The sequence below is a fragment of the Pseudomonas sp. A2 genome (assembly GCF_023100865.1).
GTDB lineage: Bacteria > Pseudomonadota > Gammaproteobacteria > Pseudomonadales > Pseudomonadaceae > Aquipseudomonas > Aquipseudomonas asiatica.
In genome coordinates this window covers 1,550,662-1,568,090 of the sequence record NZ_CP039127.1, presented here as the reverse complement: position 1 = coordinate 1,568,090, position 17,429 = coordinate 1,550,662, and the positions used below count along the sequence as shown (strand labels likewise).

Here is a 17,429-nt window from a genome sequence, read left to right as displayed (position 1 = left end):
ATCAAACCGCATGAACAACCCCACGCTTGAGAAACCTACCGTGAACACTGAGCTGCCTTCACCTTTGGCCGATATACATGACCGCGTGATGGAAGCCTATTACGGCAAGCTGGGGGATCAGTTCATGCGGGAAACGCAGTCCCGCATCCACTGGATCTGCGCCCAGGTCAAAGGGCGCCGGATCCTGGATGTCGGCTGCTCGCAGGGCATCGTTCCCCTGCTGCTGGCCCGTGAGGGCTGCCAGGTCACCGGTGTGGACACCAGCCCGCAAGCCATCGAAGAAGCCAAGGCCTACCTGGCTGCTGAACCGGCCCACATCCAGCAGAACGTCACGTATATCAATTCGGACTTCCTCGCGCTGGATACGCTGGAGATAGAACCGGACACCGTTGTCATCAGCGAAGTGCTTGAACACCTGGTGCGGCCAGAGCTGTTCATCGAGAAAGCCCGCGACCTGCTCAAGCAGGGGGGGCGCCTGGTGATTACCGTGCCGTTCGGGGTCAATGACTTCATTGACCACAAGCACACGTTCTACCTGATGGAGCCGTTCCGACTGCTGGCTGAGCATCTTCAGATCGTTGAAGTGAAGATGCTAGGCAAGTGGCTGGGTATTGTGGCGGTGAAGAGCGAAGCGCATAGGCCCGGCGTTATTGACTCGCTGACGATCGATCGCGTCCGGGAGCTTGAGAAAGCCTTCGAATCCATTGAGCGCGCTTTGCGCGCCAGCCTCGGTGTAACCGCTAAGCAGTTGGAGGATACCAACAAGAAGTATCGCACTGCCAACGAACAGATTGCCCATCTCAAGGCCGAAGCGCAGAACGCTGAAGCGCTATCCAGACAGCTGCACACCCGTGATGCCGACATTGCGGCAATTCAACAGGCCGCCGCGCGCAGCACTCTGGAACTCAATGAAGAGCTCGAGTCGCTCAGGGCCAAGCTGGACGAGGCGAACGCGAAAAATCTCGCTAGTGCCAAGCAACATGCCCAGTTCGAACAGCAAATCGAGGCGCTTGAAGAAGCTCGGAGCCAGGCATGCCGGGAACTGGCTGCAGCCAACGACCAACTGGGGCAGCGGATTCAGGAACTGGCGGAGCTTGAAGCGGCATCGTCCGGGCAACTTGTGCAAGCCCGGCAGATCAACGATGGTCATGTAGAAACAATTACTGTGCTTCGTGCCCAGCAAGCCGCCATGCAAGCCAAGCTGGAAAATCAGCTACAGGCAACAACCGAAGCCGAACAGACCATTGACGGTCACATAGAAGCCATCACTGCCCTTCGGGCCAAGCAGGCGGCTCTGCAAGCCGACCTTGAAAGCCAACGGCAGGTATCGGCCGAAACTCAAGCCCAGGCGGATCAGACAAGCGCAGCCTTGGAAGACACCATTGCTTCCTTGCGCGAACGACTGGCGACCTCGGAGGCCACGCTGGAGACGCAGAAACAGGCAATGAACCAGCTGCAAAAAACGAGCAATCAGGATATTGCCGATAAAGATGAGTGCATCACTTCGCTGCGCATGCGCCAAGCGGAACTGGAAGCCGAACTTGAAAGCGAGTTGGAGTATATGAAGGAATTGCAGGCCCAAACCCAACGGGCCGATGCTGCACAGGCAGAAACCATCGCCCTGTTGAAAGCACGTCAGGCTGAGTTGGAAAGCCAGTTGCAGACGATGAGCGAAACACAGGCACGCAATGAGCGTGAACATGCTGCCCAGGCCAACACCATCAATACCCTGGTGGAGCTACGCAATGGTCTAGAGGAACAACTGCACGCACTGACCCAGGCCAACTCCCAAGCACAGGACGCCCAGACGGAACAGGCAGAAACCATTGCCTCGCTGAATCAGGCCAACGATGCGTTGATCGAACAGTTGACGCTCGAGACTGCCAGCCGCGAAGCCGCAGAAGCGAGCCTGGCGGCTACAAACGAACAATGGCAGAGCCTGCGCATGCAGCTGGAAAACGAGCTCAATTCGTCGAAAGCAGGCCTGGGTGCGGCGAACATGAAGTACCGTACCGTCAGTACTGAACAGATCCCGCAACTCAAGGCCAACCTCAATCAGTTGCTGGAACGCAGTGCCGCGCAGCAGCGCAAGATCGATGAGCTCAATGCAGATCTGCACCGTGCCAATACGCAACGTCACCTGGCCGAACAGCGTCTGGTCAAGACACGCACCAGCATCACTTACCAGCTGGGCTATCAGATAAAGAGCAGCGCCACTTCCCTGGGCGGGCTGGTGAAACTGCCGGTTCGCTTGCTGCGGCTGTACCGCAAGGCCAGCCAGCAACGCCAGCAGAATGAACAGAAGCGCATCGCCAACGAACCGATGAAAGCCCTGCTGCCTCCTGCACCGATTGTCCAGGATGAGAACTACCTCAAACTGCCAGTGGCCCTGCCGACTAGCGAGCAGAGCCGCGCTACGCTGCTGCTTCAGGCCGATCAACCCTTGAGCCGCCTGAAAGTGGCGTGCGTCATGGACGAATTCACCTTCGGTTCCTACCGCTATGAATGCGACCTGATGCAACTGACGCCTGGCAACTGGAAAGCGGAGCTGGAAGGTTTCGGCCCGGAATTGCTGTTCATCGAATCAGCCTGGCGCGGCAAGGACGAACTGTGGGGCAGCAAAGTCGGCCACAACAGCCAGGAACTGCAGGATATCCTGGCCTGGTGCCGCCAGAACAAAGTACCGACCGTGTTCTGGAACAAGGAAGACCCGGTTCACTTCGAAACCTTCTTGACCACGGCCAAGCATTTCGATCACGTGTTCACCACCGATATCGACTGCATCCACCGCTACAAGGGCGCACTCGGTCACGACCGTGTCTACCTGCTGCCGTTCGCCTGCCAGCCAGCGCTGCATAATCCGATCGAGTTGTACGAACGCAAAGACGCTTTCTGCTTTGCCGGCGCCTACTATGCCCGCTACCCGGAGCGTACCCGCGACCTAGGCAACTTCGTCTGCGAGCTGCCCAAGTTCCGTCCGCTGGAAATCTTCGACCGCAACTTCGGCAAAAATGATGCGAACTATCAGTTCCCCGAGGAATACCAGCCTTACATCGTAGGTACCCTGCCTTTCGAGAAAATCGACACGGCTTACAAGGGCTACCGCTACGCGATCAACCTCAACTCGATCAAGCAATCGCAATCGATGTTCGCGCGTCGAGTTTTTGAGCTGCTGGGCTGCAACACCATCACCGTCAGCAACTTCTCGCGCGGAGTGCGCCTGTTGTTCGGCGACCTGGTCGTCACCACCGACAACGGCGAAGAAATGCTGCGCCGCCTGCAACTGCTAGCCCAAGACCCACTAAATAGTGACAAGTTGAAGCTCGCCGCCCTGCGTAAAGTCATGCAGGAGCACACCTACACCCAGCGCCTGGAATATGTTGTCAGCAAGGTGACAGGCACCACCAAGGCCCAGCGCCTGCCGGAAATCGTGGTGGTCTGCGAAGCGCAAGATCGCCAGCAGTTCGACATGTTGCGCGCCCACTTGAACCGTCAGACCTACAACCAGGTGCGCATGGTCATCATCACCGATGCCTATCAGAGCAGCATCGTCAGCGATGACCCTCGTATTCTGGTGTTCAAGCCAGCCCAGCTGAAGAAATCCAGCCTTGGCGAACTGGTTGGCAATACGCCGTGGGTTGCCGCGTTCGTACCGGGCGACTATTACGGGCCCAATTACCTGCTGGACCTTGCCCTGGCAACACGCTACAGCCGTGCGCAGATGGTGGGTAAAGCCGCTCACTTCACCTGCAAGGGACAAGAAGCCGAACTGCGGGCGAATGAACAGGCATACCGCCCTGCTCAAAAGCTGAGCGCACGCCGCGCGTTGGTGGCCACCGAAATGGTTGCCGGCCAGCCATTGCTCAACTGGTTGAAGGGCCTGCCCTCGCTGGAGTACGTACACGAACAAGGCCTGGCTATTGATCCGTTCAACTATTGCGAGAACGGTTCAGCACAACAGGGCCACATCAGCCCCAAGGTTGATGACCTGGACTTGAACGTTGGCATGAGCATCGACCAGCTACAGGCGCGGGCCCAGGCCATTGCGCCTCTTAAGGTAAGCCATGACTCGCCGGAAATCACCGGCCGCACCTTGGCCGGGATGTTCGGAGTCAAACACAACAAGTTTCTCGACCTGGCCGTTGATCTCGATAACTGGCGCGTGAGCTCCAAGCTGGCAGATGGCAAGCACGAGTATGTGTATGCGCTGAATGAAGCGAGTCTGGACCAGCTGAATATCCAGGACCGGAAGCTCAAGCTCTACCTCGACTGCACGCCTGGCTTGAACCTGCAACTGGTTGTGTTGTTCCTCGATGCCGAGAAGCAGCGGATCAGCCACGTGATGCAGCACGCCAACCGTAACCAGACTTGCGAAGTTCCGCCGGAGGCCGCCTTCGTGCGCTTCGGCCTGCGCGCTTACGCTTCCGGCAACACCGAAATCAAGGCTCTGGTGCTGGGCCATCGCAACCTGCAACCTTCGGAAATGCTGGGCCGTTCGCAACACCTGGTTGTCACTAACCATTACCCGGCTTATGAAGACCTGTATCGCAATGGCTTTGTGCACAGCCGTGTGATTGCGTATCAGGAGCAAAACCTGAATGTCGACATCTTCCGCATGCGCAAGAACCAGGCGGTCAGTTATCACGAGTTCCAGAACGTAGATGTGGTAACCGGGTGTCAGACCACGCTCGCCAAGATGCTTGAAAGTGGCCAGTACAAAAGTGTGCTGGTGCACTTCCTGGACCCCGAAATGTGGGAAGTGCTCAAGCGCTTCACTCATCGGGTCAAGGTAGTGGTGTGGGTGCACGGGGCGGAGGTACAGCCTTGGTGGCGTCGCGAGTATAACTACTCCGATGAACATCAGCTGGCGCTGGCAAAATCCGAGAGCGAAAAGCGCATGGCGTTCTGGCGCGAGACCCTGAGCAACATGCCAGCCAATTTGAAACTGGTATTCGTATCCCGCTACTTCGCTGAAGAAGTCATGGAGGATGTCGGCTTCCGTATCCCTGAAGACCGCTATGAAATCATTCATAACCCGATCGATACGGAAACCTTCTCGTACCAGGCCAAGCCGGAAGCGCAGCGTATGAAGTTGCTGTCAATCCGCCCTTATGCGTCGGCCAAGTACGCAAACGACCTGAGTGTCAAAGCGATCGAACTGTTGGCGAAGAAACCGTATTTCCACGATCTTGAGTTCCGCATGATCGGTGATGGCGTGTTGTTCGACGAAACCCTCGCCCCACTGCGTAAGTTCAGCAACGTGACGATCGAGCGCGGCTTCCTCAAGCATCAAGAAATTGCAGCTCTGCACAAACAATATGGCTTGTTCCTCTGTCCGACCCGCATGGATGCCCAAGGGGTCTCCCGTGACGAAGCGATGGCTTCCGGTCTGGTGGCCGTGACAAACGCTGTTACTGCGATCCCTGAGTTCGTCGATGACGATTGTGGGATTCTTGCTCCTGGCGATGACGCACAAGCAATGGCCGACGGTATTGCGCGGGTGATCGAATCGCCAGAATTGTTCTGCAAGATGTCCGCTGCCGCGCGTGCACGTGTTGAAAAACAGACCGCCAAGCATTCAATCATCAACCGTGAAATCGAGCTGATTTGCTAAGCATGATCCCGGCGCCGAGCCAACTGTTGGCATCTCTGACCGCGCGGCAGCAGGCTTGCCGCCGCAGCGGGCATGGCGATCACCTGTCGGCGAACTGACTGAGCGCCCCATAGCGCCACTGAGAGCCGTGCCCTATTCACTATTTAGAAAACACTACAAAGACATGCTCAAGAAAATCCGTGATCACTTCTGCAAGGAAGACGAAATAGAGGCTGCACCAATCGCCAGAGGGAATAAGCCGGCGTTGGACTTTCTTTCCGACCGGGACATTCTGGATTATAGATCGTTCTGCAATCACGGTAGCGAAATCGACGAGCCGTTCAACCTTCAGAGCTTCAGTGGCAATGCGCGCGCCGCAATGCTGGATGGTAATCCCGTGTTTACCTTCAATGGGAGCGCGAGCGTTTACCAGCTACGTTTCAAAATGCCACGGGGCTACCACGGAAACGGCCTGCACCTGAGGTTCCGCATATCGGATTGGGAAAAGCTGAACTATATCGGTGTGGGCTACACATTCGAAGGCAGCTACCGCCATGTGAAGATCGTGAATGCCGCTCGAGGTGAGTGGATCGATTTTACTATCGGGCACAACGATCTGGCATTCGGTATTCAAAATGACTGGGCTGTGCCCCCGGCCTGCGATTTCGAAGAAATCAAGCTCTATTTCAAAGGGCAGCCGCGAGAAGAAGGCTCGACACTGGAAATCGAGCGCCTCACCTGCTGGCATGAAAACGACCAGCCCGCTGCCTGGGTGACCGAAGGTTTTGCAAGAACGCCTCTGCCCGAAGCGCTTCGCGACTCCCTGTATGCGTACATGGAGAAATGCTTCAAGGATGTACCCACTCAGGCGAATGACTACCTGCAAAAAGGTATCTGCCCGCTCTATGGAAACATTGGCCTGGACTGGGATTGGCAACTGACGTTGCCGGACGACCTCGACGCGGTTGGCACCTATCGTTTTTCGTGGCATTCGCTGCATCCGGCAATCATCCTGATGCTGCATGCTCGGCAGGAAGGCAGCATAGCGCCTCTGTTCCCGGCACGTGAGTTCACCAGTAACTGGCTGGAACGAAGCTTCTTCAATGCTGACGAGGACAGGAAGTTTGCCTGGTATGACCACGGCACCGCCGAGCGCCTGCTCGCGTTCCTCATGATCTGGGACATTGGTGTACTGCACCAGTTCGACACCCGTTTCATGGTGCGCCTGCGTGCAGCCATCTTCAAGCACGCCCAGTTGCTGGCTTCGGAGATGTTCTACGCCTCCCACCAGGCATCCCGCTATCACAACCATGCCTGGTTCCAGGATATGGCGCTGCTGGCGACCAGCCTGGCCATGCCCGATTTCCCATGCTCCGAACGCTGGCAGTTACTGGCCTTGTCACGCCTGACCGACCAGCTTGATACCTTGATCGTTCGCGACAACGGCTATGCGGTATTTGTAGAAAACTCCATCGGCTATCACCAGGGTGTACAACGCCTGATTGCCTTCGCCGGCGAGCTGGCGGAGCAGAGTTCGCATATCACGACCATTCCCACAGTCGCTGAAGAATTGCTGAAGTTCTCTGATTTCTTACGCTACCCGGATAATCGCTCCCCAGCGCAAGGCGACACCTTCCGCCGTGCTAATCCGGACCTGGAAACGGTACGTAATTGCAAGAATTACCCAACTGCGTCCGCGACGATCCTTCCGACCGCAGGATACGCGATTATCAAGGGCAACCACGCACAGACCGCTTACATGCTGACGATGTTTGCAACTTCGCTGTGCAAAACACACAAACATCAGGACAATCTGTCTTTCACATTGTTCATGGATGGTATTGAGTGGCTGATCGACCCAAGCTTCTATTCGCATGAGTACCTCAAACCAATACAAAGCTTCCTGAGAGGTCCCTATTCGCACAACAATCCGGTTATCGGTGATGTGCCATATAGCATTGAACCAGGGCACGCTCAACTTGCCGGGGAGGTCATTGATAATGAGTTTGCCCTGCATGGCTCACATGACGCCTTTGCCGATACTGTCGTCAAACGCAGCATCACAGGTCATCTTGAATACCTGCAGCTCGACATCAGCGACGAGATCCATACCACGCTGAAAGACAAGCCCATGTTCAGCCTGTTCCACTGCGGTGACGGCACGGAGGTGATAAAGACTGAAGATGGCGTGGAGATTCGTCATCCTGCGTCCAGCTATCGAGTTACCATCGCCTCGAACTGCCCCTGCACGATCGTTACTGGCTGGAACGATGATCAGCTGGTGAAGGGCATCAGCGGCCTTGGATTCATGCAACAGGGCGATACATCCATGGTTGCCTTTGAAATGAAGAACGCGTTGAAAGCGCGGTTTGCCATTACAGCTCATCAAAACTGAAGTGATTTCGGAATAAACATGAAAAAGATTGCTCTGTATTCGATTCTGGCCCTCTTCCTGACCGCCTGCGACGCACCGAACGTAGCGAAAGTAGATCTAAAAGAAGGTAAACAGATCGCTTTCAACAACATTAAAATCACCAAGAGCTACACCGCAACAAAAGACAATCAAGATCGTCAACTGTACTTCTTTGAAACTTCGACCGATCTAAACTCTACCTATCAAGACTTTAATAAATCCTTTGAATCCAACGGTTACAAACCAACAATCAGAACTCAAAGCGATTCGCTAATTCAAGTTTATTACAAAAAGCCAAGCGCTGCGCTGATCGTTGCCAACTTCAAGCAAATTCAGCCCAAGAAAGGCACTGCAAGCCAAGCTGTAATTTCCTGGCAGCTAAATTAAGCCAAAACGCCCCGACGATTAACTCAGGCGAAGGCCTGAAGCAAGGCAAGTTATTATGAGCGAAATAAAGTCTTTAAATTTCAACGCTGGCCGCTGGATGTACTCCGTAGCCAACAAGATAACTCGCATAATCCCGGGGCTCACACTAACAATTATAATTCTGACTCTAGCAGCTCAAATCAGCCTACTAGCGGCATCATTCCTCCCACTGAAAGCCATTATACTTATAGGCTCACCGAATATCCCTTCGTACTTCCCCGAGTACCTCAAAACATTTGAGCGAAAAGACCTTTTCCTTTTATTGTGTAGTACCGCTGCGCTTTTCTATGTTCTATACCTGACTTCTGAAGCACTAATAAAAAAACTAACTAAGCTAGGTAGCGAACGGCTCATACTGAACAGTCGAAAGTTAATTCTCTTTGACGGCCAGAATGAAGTAGCCAGCAAAGCATACTTAAGGTTTACCCGAAGCCTAGCCGCTATTGTATTTCTTGGCCTGACAATAGCCGCACTTGGCTATATCTATCTAGAACTCACTATTGCCACAGTAGCCTTTTGGCTTTGCTGGGGAATTATCACAAAACTAAGAAAAAGAATTAAGAAAAACAGCAACATACAAGGCAATGAAACAAATCATGAATCAATAAATCCGATCGGTTCTATTGGTTTTTTTGCTGCATTTTCTTATCTTGCTTACGACTTGCTCTCTGACACCCCGCCAAAATTATTACCCGCTATCATTGGCATTCTTCTTACACGCCAAATCATGCAGCGAGCAACGCTACTTGTTCAAGACCTGGTATCGCTAAAAGAGCAACATTTACAAATCTCCGCTCTGTTCTTCAAAGATCACAAGCTTCCTAGCGAAGCACGCGGAAAACCAGAAAAATTCTGGAGTCTGTTCACCAGCGACAATGCGAAACTATGGGCGCACGACCTAATTCATGAGGTGACAGGAAAACCATACGTTAAGCACGATATCAAGTGGCATCAAACAGGCGTCCATGATGTATTCGCTATCGAGGTAGAAAGCGAAACAGACACCGGCCAAAAAGACGCTTACCTGATTAAAGTCTTTAACACCAATAGAACTACTTTGGCAATCAATGAAGCAACCCTCCTTACAGAGCCAAACCTTGCGAATATACCTGCAGCGCCCCTTATCCAGGCAACGCTTCTGGATGGCTTCCACTGCCATATATTCTCGCCGCAATCACTAGATAAGATTCCAGCAATTGAAACTGGAATACACCAAGCGACCTCTACAAAAATCCTGATGCGTTATACTCCGCCCCAGAGCCTGATTCAAAAATACTCACGTTCGCGCCCACTCCTTTGGGATCGCTTGAGCGATAATGTTCTCCACAGTTTCGGGACTGCGCTAGGCAACAATGAGTACACCCATGACATCAAAAAATTCATGGGACTGAAGCAACTGGTCCGAGATACTCTCCGAAGCATCCCACTCTATATCAGCAATAGCCAAATCGGTAAAGACCAGATACTAATATCAAGCAACGGCGTACTAAACATAAGTTACTGGGGCAACTGGAGCCTTGAACCGATTGGTGCCTGCCTGCAAATCAAGAATCTCTCTGCTAGCTTACCTTCATTGCTAGCCGACCTGCAGCAACATCGTGACGACATCCAGCAGATTGATGAAACAAAACTTATGCTATCCGCCCTCTGCTACAAGCTAGATCAGCTTTTATCACGGCAGCACTATCTATCCGCAGCTGAATTACTTCCAGAAATTTCGGCGCTCGCGTCATCAATAGACAATGATAATCTTGCGGTGGTCAAATGAAGCGTATAGCCATGGTTGTTTGGAATGAGTTTCTAAACGATGCCCGCGTTCTTAAAGAAGCTCAAACACTTCAACGATCAGGTTACCAAGTTTGCGTGTTTGCTCTGCACACTCCTGGAGTCACCAAAGCACGTGAGCGTCTCCCAGACGGGATAGAAATTATTCGCGTAGCACGAAGCCCATTGTGGAAATGGCGCAAGCCAGCGGTTAATGGAGCCAGCAACAACGGCATAAGCTCGCACAAGAGCACTCTAAGCATTAAGCATCAGCTTCTACGAGTTATCACAAGAACCTGGACCCACCTTTGCCTCATGGTTCAAATGCTGCGCTATCAAGCTGACGTAGTACACGCCCATGATGTAAACACTTTGCCCACCGCATGGCTCGCAGCTAGATTAGGCAAATCGCATTTAGTATATGACGCACATGAAATAAGTACTAGTCGCGAAGGCTATAATAGCTTTCGTCGATTGGTGGGTTTTGTTGAAAAAGCACTTATGCCGAAAGCTGACGGCTGCATTACTACAACTGACGCCAGAGCGAAGTTTTTCGCACGCGCGTATAATATAAAGCGTCCTACTGTTTTACAAAACCGCCCTAGATTATCATCTTCTAACGCTTCGAACCGCATTCGGAAGGAACTCGGTCTAAATTCTTCATGGCCGATAATCCTATACCAAGGCGGATTACAGCAAGGCCGCGGGTTAGAAAAACTTATTCATACCGTGCCGTTCGTACCAAATGCCTATTTTGTTTTCATAGGCGGCGGACGCCTAACTCAAACGCTGACTCAATTAACCAACGAGAAAGACTTACAAGAGCGTATATATTTTATCCCTACGGTCAGCCTTGTAGACTTGCCAAGCTATACAGCATCAGCAGATATTGGCGTTCAACCAATTGAGAACACCTGTCTTAACCATTACACCACTGACTCCAATAAGCTGTTCGAATACTTAACAGCAGGCTTGCCTGTGGTCGCTACCGACTTCCCTGAGATCCGAAAAATCGTACGGGGCAATGAAGTAGGTCTTCTCGTCCCGCACAATGACTCGCCAGCATTAGCTAATGCCCTTAACCAGTTAGTCGCTGACGTTTCGCTACGCGCTAAGCTTGCGACCAATGCTCGAACAACCGCATGCAAGCTAAATTGGGAGGAGCAAGAATCGCGCTTGGTTGAGCTATATGATCATGTCCTCGGAGCGCTGACCCGGTAATGGCCTCAAAAATCCTGTTACTTAGCTTTTATTATCCGCCGGATTTATCAGCTGGTTCCTTTCGAGCAGGGGCATTGGTCCAAGCTTTACGCGAAGAACTGGGGCCAGATGTGGAGATTGAAATTATAACTACTCAACCTAACCGCTATCATTCTTTTATCGCGAACGCAGTTAGTGTAGAGCAGTCAGAAAACCTTACCATTCGCCGCATTCAAATTCCCGCACATCGCAGCGGTATTAGAGATCAGGCTTGGGCCTTTGCGTGCTTTGCCATGAACACACTGAAACTAACCTATGGCAAGCGCTATAAGCTAGTATTCTCCACTTCATCCCGCTTGATGACTGCGTCTTTAGGAGCACTAGTCTCAAAGCGCAGCCGCTGCGGTTTATATCTAGATATTCGCGATATATTTGTAGATACTATTCGTGATTTACTGCCGTCTCGATGGGGACGCGTCGCAGCCTCCATATTTTCTCCACTGGAACGATGGACTATTAATTCGGCTTTACGTGTAAATCTCATTTCCCCTGGGTTCCTACCATATTTCGCCACACGTTACCCTGGACGGTCTTTTGCATTTTATACGAACGGGGTTGATGAGTTATTTGTCAAAACCGCATATACACAACTGTTACCATCATCAGAACTCTGCCAATCTCGATTACGGATTGTTTATGCGGGCAATATAGGAGCGGGCCAAGGACTACATCGAATTATTCCTGAACTAGCTCAGCGACTTCGAGACAGAGTAGAATTCCATCTAATCGGCGCAGGTAGCGCGCAAAAAACACTGGTGCGTGCATTGGAAAATGCGAATGTCAATAATGTTAGAATTTCCGCACCAATGAGAAGAGATCAACTGCTTCGTGTATACCAAGAAGCCGACATACTTTTTTTGCACTTAAATAACTTGAAGGCATTTCGACGAGTACTACCCTCAAAGCTCTTCGAGTACGCTGCAACCAACAAACCCATATGGGGCGGTCTATCAGGTTATGCAAATCGCTTCGCCAAAAAACGTATAAACAATGTGGCCTTGTTTTCCCCGTGCGACGTTGACGGAGCTATCACAGCATTAGAGGAACTAAAACTACAGAGCACACCTCGACTAGATTTTGTTGCCGAGTTTTCACGTGCCACAATTAAAAAAAAGATGGCTCAAGACATAATCAAGACATCAACAAAAAGAACACCACACCAATACTAGTATATTAACAATATTTAGAAATCTCTAGCCACTCAAAGCCCCTCCCTAAAACAGAAAACAACATATAGAGCATACCCAAGTGAACAAGTACGCGGCCATTCCGATAATCACTGCACTTGCCCAGCACAAAATTGGGGTCAGGCGTAAGCCTGCTACTGCGCCCCCAACCGCAGTACCAAATAAAGAAATATTGCTCCCTTTAATTTCGCAATTGAACCACATGCCGCCTGGCCGTTCACGATAACTTGTATTCCGTCGGGAGCTTTACTTATTGCATGTCTTCAATGCCAGTTTCCGTCTCCATTGGGCGTTACTGCTCCATAGCAACAGGTGTTCGGGTACTTGGCCCACGCCACCCTCATGAGAGAATATCTTCCTCCCCATTTACGTACGACAGAAAATTTTTTGAGATCCACTCTGAACTCGATGATGAAGAAAAGTTTTCCCCTACACCGTACAAAGGCACAGAAAAATACGGGATAACTATTGGTAATGATGTCTGGATTGGCGAAGGAGTTACGATCGCTGGCAGTTTAAAAATTGGTGACGGAGCAGTAATCGCAGGAAACTCACATATTATTAAAGATGTTGAGCCCTACACTATAGTCGGAGGAAATCCGGCGAAATTTATAAAAATGAGATTTGAATCCAACACGCTACTCAATGACCTTCAAGAGGTTCAGTGGTGGAAGTATAAGTTTTTAGACTTCGGAGGATTCGACCTGGAGAACCCTAGTATTTTTATATCACAACTAAAACAAATCTCTCCGAAGGTGCCATATCTGAATATACCCCTCAAAAAATTAGAATACAGGATCTTGTTTAAGCTAAAAGGCGACAGGCCATTCAATGCTGGCCTGTCGCCTCCACTCAAATAGCTTGACTTTTGACGCCAGCCTTCAAATCCATTGGAACATTAAACAAATGGGGACCTGCCACCTCCGAAAACGAAGCGAAATTCAAATGGAACGTTGTACGACTGTACTCCAGAACCGATGTTAATAGATTCTGATCAACCCCCCAATTAAACCAATGCGGATTATAGCAAGAAGAAAATCCAACCTCCATCAGTCTGAAAAACTCCCTGGCGGCATCAGTATCATTTACCCATACACTGCCCGCCATACTGCGTAGCCAAGGGAATGCCCACTGAGCACTTTTAGATCTGTGCTGAAGAAAACTGACATCAATAAAGCTCAGCTTTTTAATTGCATCAGATGGATCTTGGCCCAACTGAAAATCCAAATCAGTAATCAATAGTGGCAGGCGATAGTGTTCATTCAAACGCCTCGCAACTAGAAATCTAGACTGAGCGAAATATGACTTCTTATCCAATACGTCCTCAACCTGCTCAAACGTCACATTCAAGCTTGGGAAAGCCAATTTTGCTTTATTTACTGTCAAGTCGATAGAATCAGATGGTTCGTTCTTTTCTTTCACCCAATGGACGTGCATCCCGCTAAAGGAACCTAATCCTTTTTCAGCAATCGATCTAGCATAATTCTCTAAAAAACGGTTGACATACAGTGCATTACCTGCGACTACCGCAACCGGCCCACCTGCAAAGTTAACTATTTCGTTCAAAAAAACAAGCGGGCTATCACTTGAGTTGGTTCGAGGCCGTTCAAACGCGGCAATTGCTGGCATCGCACGCGACAACCCCATAAATGCAGTAATACAATTATTACGGCCTGCAATCGCATTCGACTTATTAAAATAGTAAACGCCCAGATCATAGCGCCCCTCAGCTACATGAGATGCACCAAGCATCGCATAAGCCGACGGTATGTTAATCCCACATCTTATATCGGACTCCAATCCGGAAATGAGCGACTCAAGCGAGTTGCCTGAACTCAACATTCCGTCAAGCCTTGCAATTTTTGCTAGCTCATACAACCGCTGCCGACCATGGGGTTTGTCTGCAAAGTGTGCATGTATTGACAACTCCTCAATAGCATGAATCTCTGCTTCTGATAACTTCTTCCCTCGAACGACACGCCACTGCTCAGCTGTTAACTGATCGCAGAATGGTTTTCCTGCTGCTGACAAGTCCGCCTCGCCTTTTGCAATAAGTTCCTTAGCGGCACTCAGAACGGCTTCCATTAACGCCCCTCATCATAAAAAAGATTATCATAACTCATCTCCAGACATAATTACCATGACTCTCGATGAAGCGCTATACATAATCCGAACCATGGTGCAACGGGCATAACGCACTTTCAATGATCCCTGCAGGATCCTCAAGACCACCACTTTTTGCTAACCACCCTAACCATCCTTCAATTTTAGAAGAAAGTTAATGAGCCAGAATCACACTTACAATAATGAACATGCGCCTTTAATTTGATCCCTCATTCTACCTAAAGAAGGATAGCTGCCAATTTTGGATCCAACATGTATATACATAAAATAAACCTTGATGTTTTTCAAAGAACATGGTAATAAACTCTGATTTCTACCACATACGAGCAGCTCTGTTCATAATGCGAGTTTGGATACTGCTTCCCAGTAGAGAGCCCTACGATGAGCTTGTTCTGCTCTGTAGATCTCGGTTTACCCAACAAAAAAAATTGAACCATGCGACACGGAAGCGGTCTCCTTAGGGCATTGACTTAACGTAATTTGTGAGCTGACCTGTGCATGCAATTTCAATGATAGGCTCACTTAAGAAGGCTTAAAGATAGTGATCAAAAACTTATTAATTTATGGTAGCTGCGTATCTCGGGATATTTTCAACCTAGAAGAAAGCCGGGATTTCAAGCTAGTAGATTACTATGCACGGTCATCAATGGCTTCATTGTGTAGCGATGCCTATGAGAACAGTAATGCTTTGAGCCGAATCCCTTCCGCGTTTCGCCGCCGCATGGTCGCATGTGATTTTTCAAAGGAAATCTTATCCGCCAGAGATAAATTCTCTACCGCCGATGTTATTTTGATAGATCTAATTGATGAACGATTCGATCTTTTAACTTTGCCGTCTGGCCAGCTAATTACAAGTTCGAATGAACTGGCCGAAAGCGGCCTTCTCAATGATGAAAGCATCTCCGGCTTTAAGGTAATCCAGCAGGGTACGACTGAGCGTCGCGAACTTTGGCTCCAAGGAATGCGAAAATTCTTTCAGCTCTTGAAAGACTTAAAGAAAATTGACCAGGTCATCATCAACAAAGTTTTCTGGTCGTCCAAATTTGACACTGAGACAAATACTCCGTTTCCAGTTGCGCATCCTTTTATCGAGAAAGCCAATATAGAGCTTGCTTGGATGTACGATGCCTTGCGCAGCGAATTGCGGGAAGACCAATTTATTACCTTCCACCCTTCTCTCCTAACGGCTGACGAGCATCACCAATGGGGGCCATCTGCCTTCCATTATTGCAAGAACTATTACAGAGAGGCTTTGGCACAAATAATTAATAAGTCAGCCGCCTTTAAAGGATCAGATGAGCCTATTCCCCCCCCTCTCCCGCATCCCCCATTGATATCCTCCGGGGTGAAGCTTAATGTTGCTGCCTATAGGAACAACCAAGGCATATTTGCACATTGTTCTTTAGTAAAGAATGGCGTAATTCAAGAGCGCGGGAATTTCGCATTCTATCTGATTGTTAACGGAACTCGTCATACAGTTCGCTGGTACGAGGCCGAACCGTCTGCAAAATTTGACATTCCAGACTCAATAGACAACCTGGAAATAATCGCATTTTATAAAGATATTCTAGAAGATCAAATTTTAGCCAAGTGTAGCGTCAAATCTATAGGCGACATGAATCACACCACCATCTAATGGCCAATAGAATTTCTAACAAAGATCGTGACACACCTTGGTGAGTCACGATCTTACTGGAACCATAACGATATATATTAGCTAACCAGTAAAAATCAACTTCCACTATACGGTGGGTAGTCAAATTGAAGATATAATTCCTCAATAAACCCTATCCCCCACCAACCTCTTCAAATACTGCCCATACCCATTTTTAGCCAACGGCTCAGCCAGCTTCAGCAGCTGCTCCGCCCCAATCCATCCCTGCCGGTACGCCACCTCCTCCGGGCATGCCACCTTCAACCCCTGCCGCCGCTCAATAGTCGCAATATACCCGCTAGCCTCCAACAACGAATCATGCGTCCCGGTATCCAGCCAGGCATACCCGCGCCCCATGATCTCCACCGACAACCGGTTCTGTTCCAGGTACACCCGGTTCAAATCGGTAATTTCCAGCTCACCCCGCGCAGACGGCTTGATGCCTTTGGCGATCTCGACCACGTCCTTGTCGTAGAAGTACAACCCGGTCACGGCATAGCTGGATTTCGGCTTGGTCGGCTTCTCCTCCAGGCTGATCGCCTTGCCCTTCTCATCGAACTCGACCACGCCGTAACGCTCGGGGTCGTGCACGTGGTAGGCGAACACGCTGGCGCCTTCGCCGCGGTCCATAGCGTTGCGCAGCAGTTGCTGGAAGTCGTGGCCGTAATAGATGTTGTCGCCCAGCACCAGTGCCGACAGGTCGTTGCCAATGAAGTCTTCACCAATCAGGAAGGCCTGTGCCAGGCCGTCTGGCGAGGCCTGCACGGCGTAACTGATGTTGATGCCCCACTGGTGACCGTCGCCCAGCAGTTGCTCGAAACGCGGGGTGTCCTGCGGGGTGGAGATGATCAGGATGTCCTGGATACCCGCCAGCATCAGGGTGGTCAGCGGGTAGTAGATCATCGGCTTGTCGTAAACCGGCAGCAGCTGCTTGGAAATAGCCAGGGTCGCAGGGTGCAGACGGGTACCCGACCCGCCCGCCAGAATGATGCCTTTACGCTTCATAGT

At 50.5% G+C, this 17,429-nt stretch carries 10 protein-coding genes; 8 read left to right on the top strand and 2 right to left on the bottom strand.

All coding sequences use genetic code 11. The annotated features are described in order from the left end of the window. Positions 1-10 precede the first annotated feature (10 nt). The 7 genes from E5221_RS07285 to E5221_RS07255 all read left to right on the top strand — a co-directional run bounded on the left by E5221_RS07285 (position 11) and on the right by E5221_RS07255 (position 13,503). Positions 11-5,614: a glycosyltransferase gene (locus tag E5221_RS07285; protein WP_247847076.1), complete on the top strand. Its 5,604-nt coding sequence runs from the start codon at positions 11-13 to the stop codon at positions 5,612-5,614. A 163-nt stretch (positions 5,615-5,777) separates the two neighbouring features. Further along, on the top strand, positions 5,778-7,988 hold the full coding sequence (locus E5221_RS07280) for a heparinase II/III family protein (RefSeq protein ID WP_247847074.1): 2,211 nt from the start codon (positions 5,778-5,780) through the stop codon (positions 7,986-7,988). 18 nt (positions 7,989-8,006) lie between these two features. Next, entirely contained in the window at positions 8,007-8,393 is a 387-nt protein-coding gene (locus E5221_RS07275; protein WP_247847073.1) for a hypothetical protein, read from the top strand. 55 nt (positions 8,394-8,448) lie between these two features. Further along, a complete protein-coding gene (locus E5221_RS07270) occupies positions 8,449-10,200 on the top strand; it encodes a hypothetical protein (RefSeq protein ID WP_247847071.1) in 1,752 nt (583 codons plus the stop codon). Next, complete coding sequence (locus E5221_RS07265) at positions 10,197-11,417, top strand: glycosyltransferase family 4 protein (protein WP_247847070.1); 1,221 nt, start codon at positions 10,197-10,199, stop codon at positions 11,415-11,417. Before E5221_RS07270 ends, E5221_RS07265 begins: the two co-directional genes overlap by 4 nt. Next, positions 11,417-12,625: a glycosyltransferase family 4 protein gene (locus E5221_RS07260; RefSeq protein ID WP_247847069.1), complete on the top strand. Its 1,209-nt coding sequence runs from the start codon at positions 11,417-11,419 to the stop codon at positions 12,623-12,625. The genes E5221_RS07265 and E5221_RS07260 overlap by 1 nt, the downstream gene beginning before the upstream one ends. A 275-nt stretch (positions 12,626-12,900) precedes the next feature. Then, positions 12,901-13,503 carry a CatB-related O-acetyltransferase gene (locus tag E5221_RS07255; protein WP_247847067.1) on the top strand — a complete coding sequence of 201 codons (603 nt, stop codon included), beginning with the start codon at positions 12,901-12,903 and terminating at the stop codon, positions 13,501-13,503. Here the strand turns inward: E5221_RS07255 and E5221_RS07250 are convergent. Continuing rightward, a complete protein-coding gene (locus E5221_RS07250; RefSeq protein WP_247847065.1) occupies positions 13,496-14,728 on the bottom strand; it encodes a hypothetical protein in 1,233 nt (410 codons plus the stop codon). The two genes, E5221_RS07255 and E5221_RS07250, sit on opposite strands and share 8 nt — an antisense overlap. A 580-nt stretch (positions 14,729-15,308) precedes the next feature. Between E5221_RS07250 and E5221_RS07245 the strand changes: the two genes are divergently transcribed. After that, on the top strand, positions 15,309-16,403 hold the full coding sequence (locus E5221_RS07245) for a DUF6270 domain-containing protein (protein WP_247847063.1): 1,095 nt from the start codon (positions 15,309-15,311) through the stop codon (positions 16,401-16,403). A 141-nt stretch (positions 16,404-16,544) separates the two neighbouring features. Here E5221_RS07245 and rfbA read toward each other — a convergent pair whose 3' ends face one another. Continuing rightward, positions 16,545-17,426, bottom strand: a complete 882-nt coding sequence (gene rfbA / locus E5221_RS07240) for a glucose-1-phosphate thymidylyltransferase RfbA (protein WP_247847728.1) — start codon at positions 17,424-17,426, stop codon at positions 16,545-16,547. Positions 17,427-17,429: the final 3 nt, after the last annotated feature.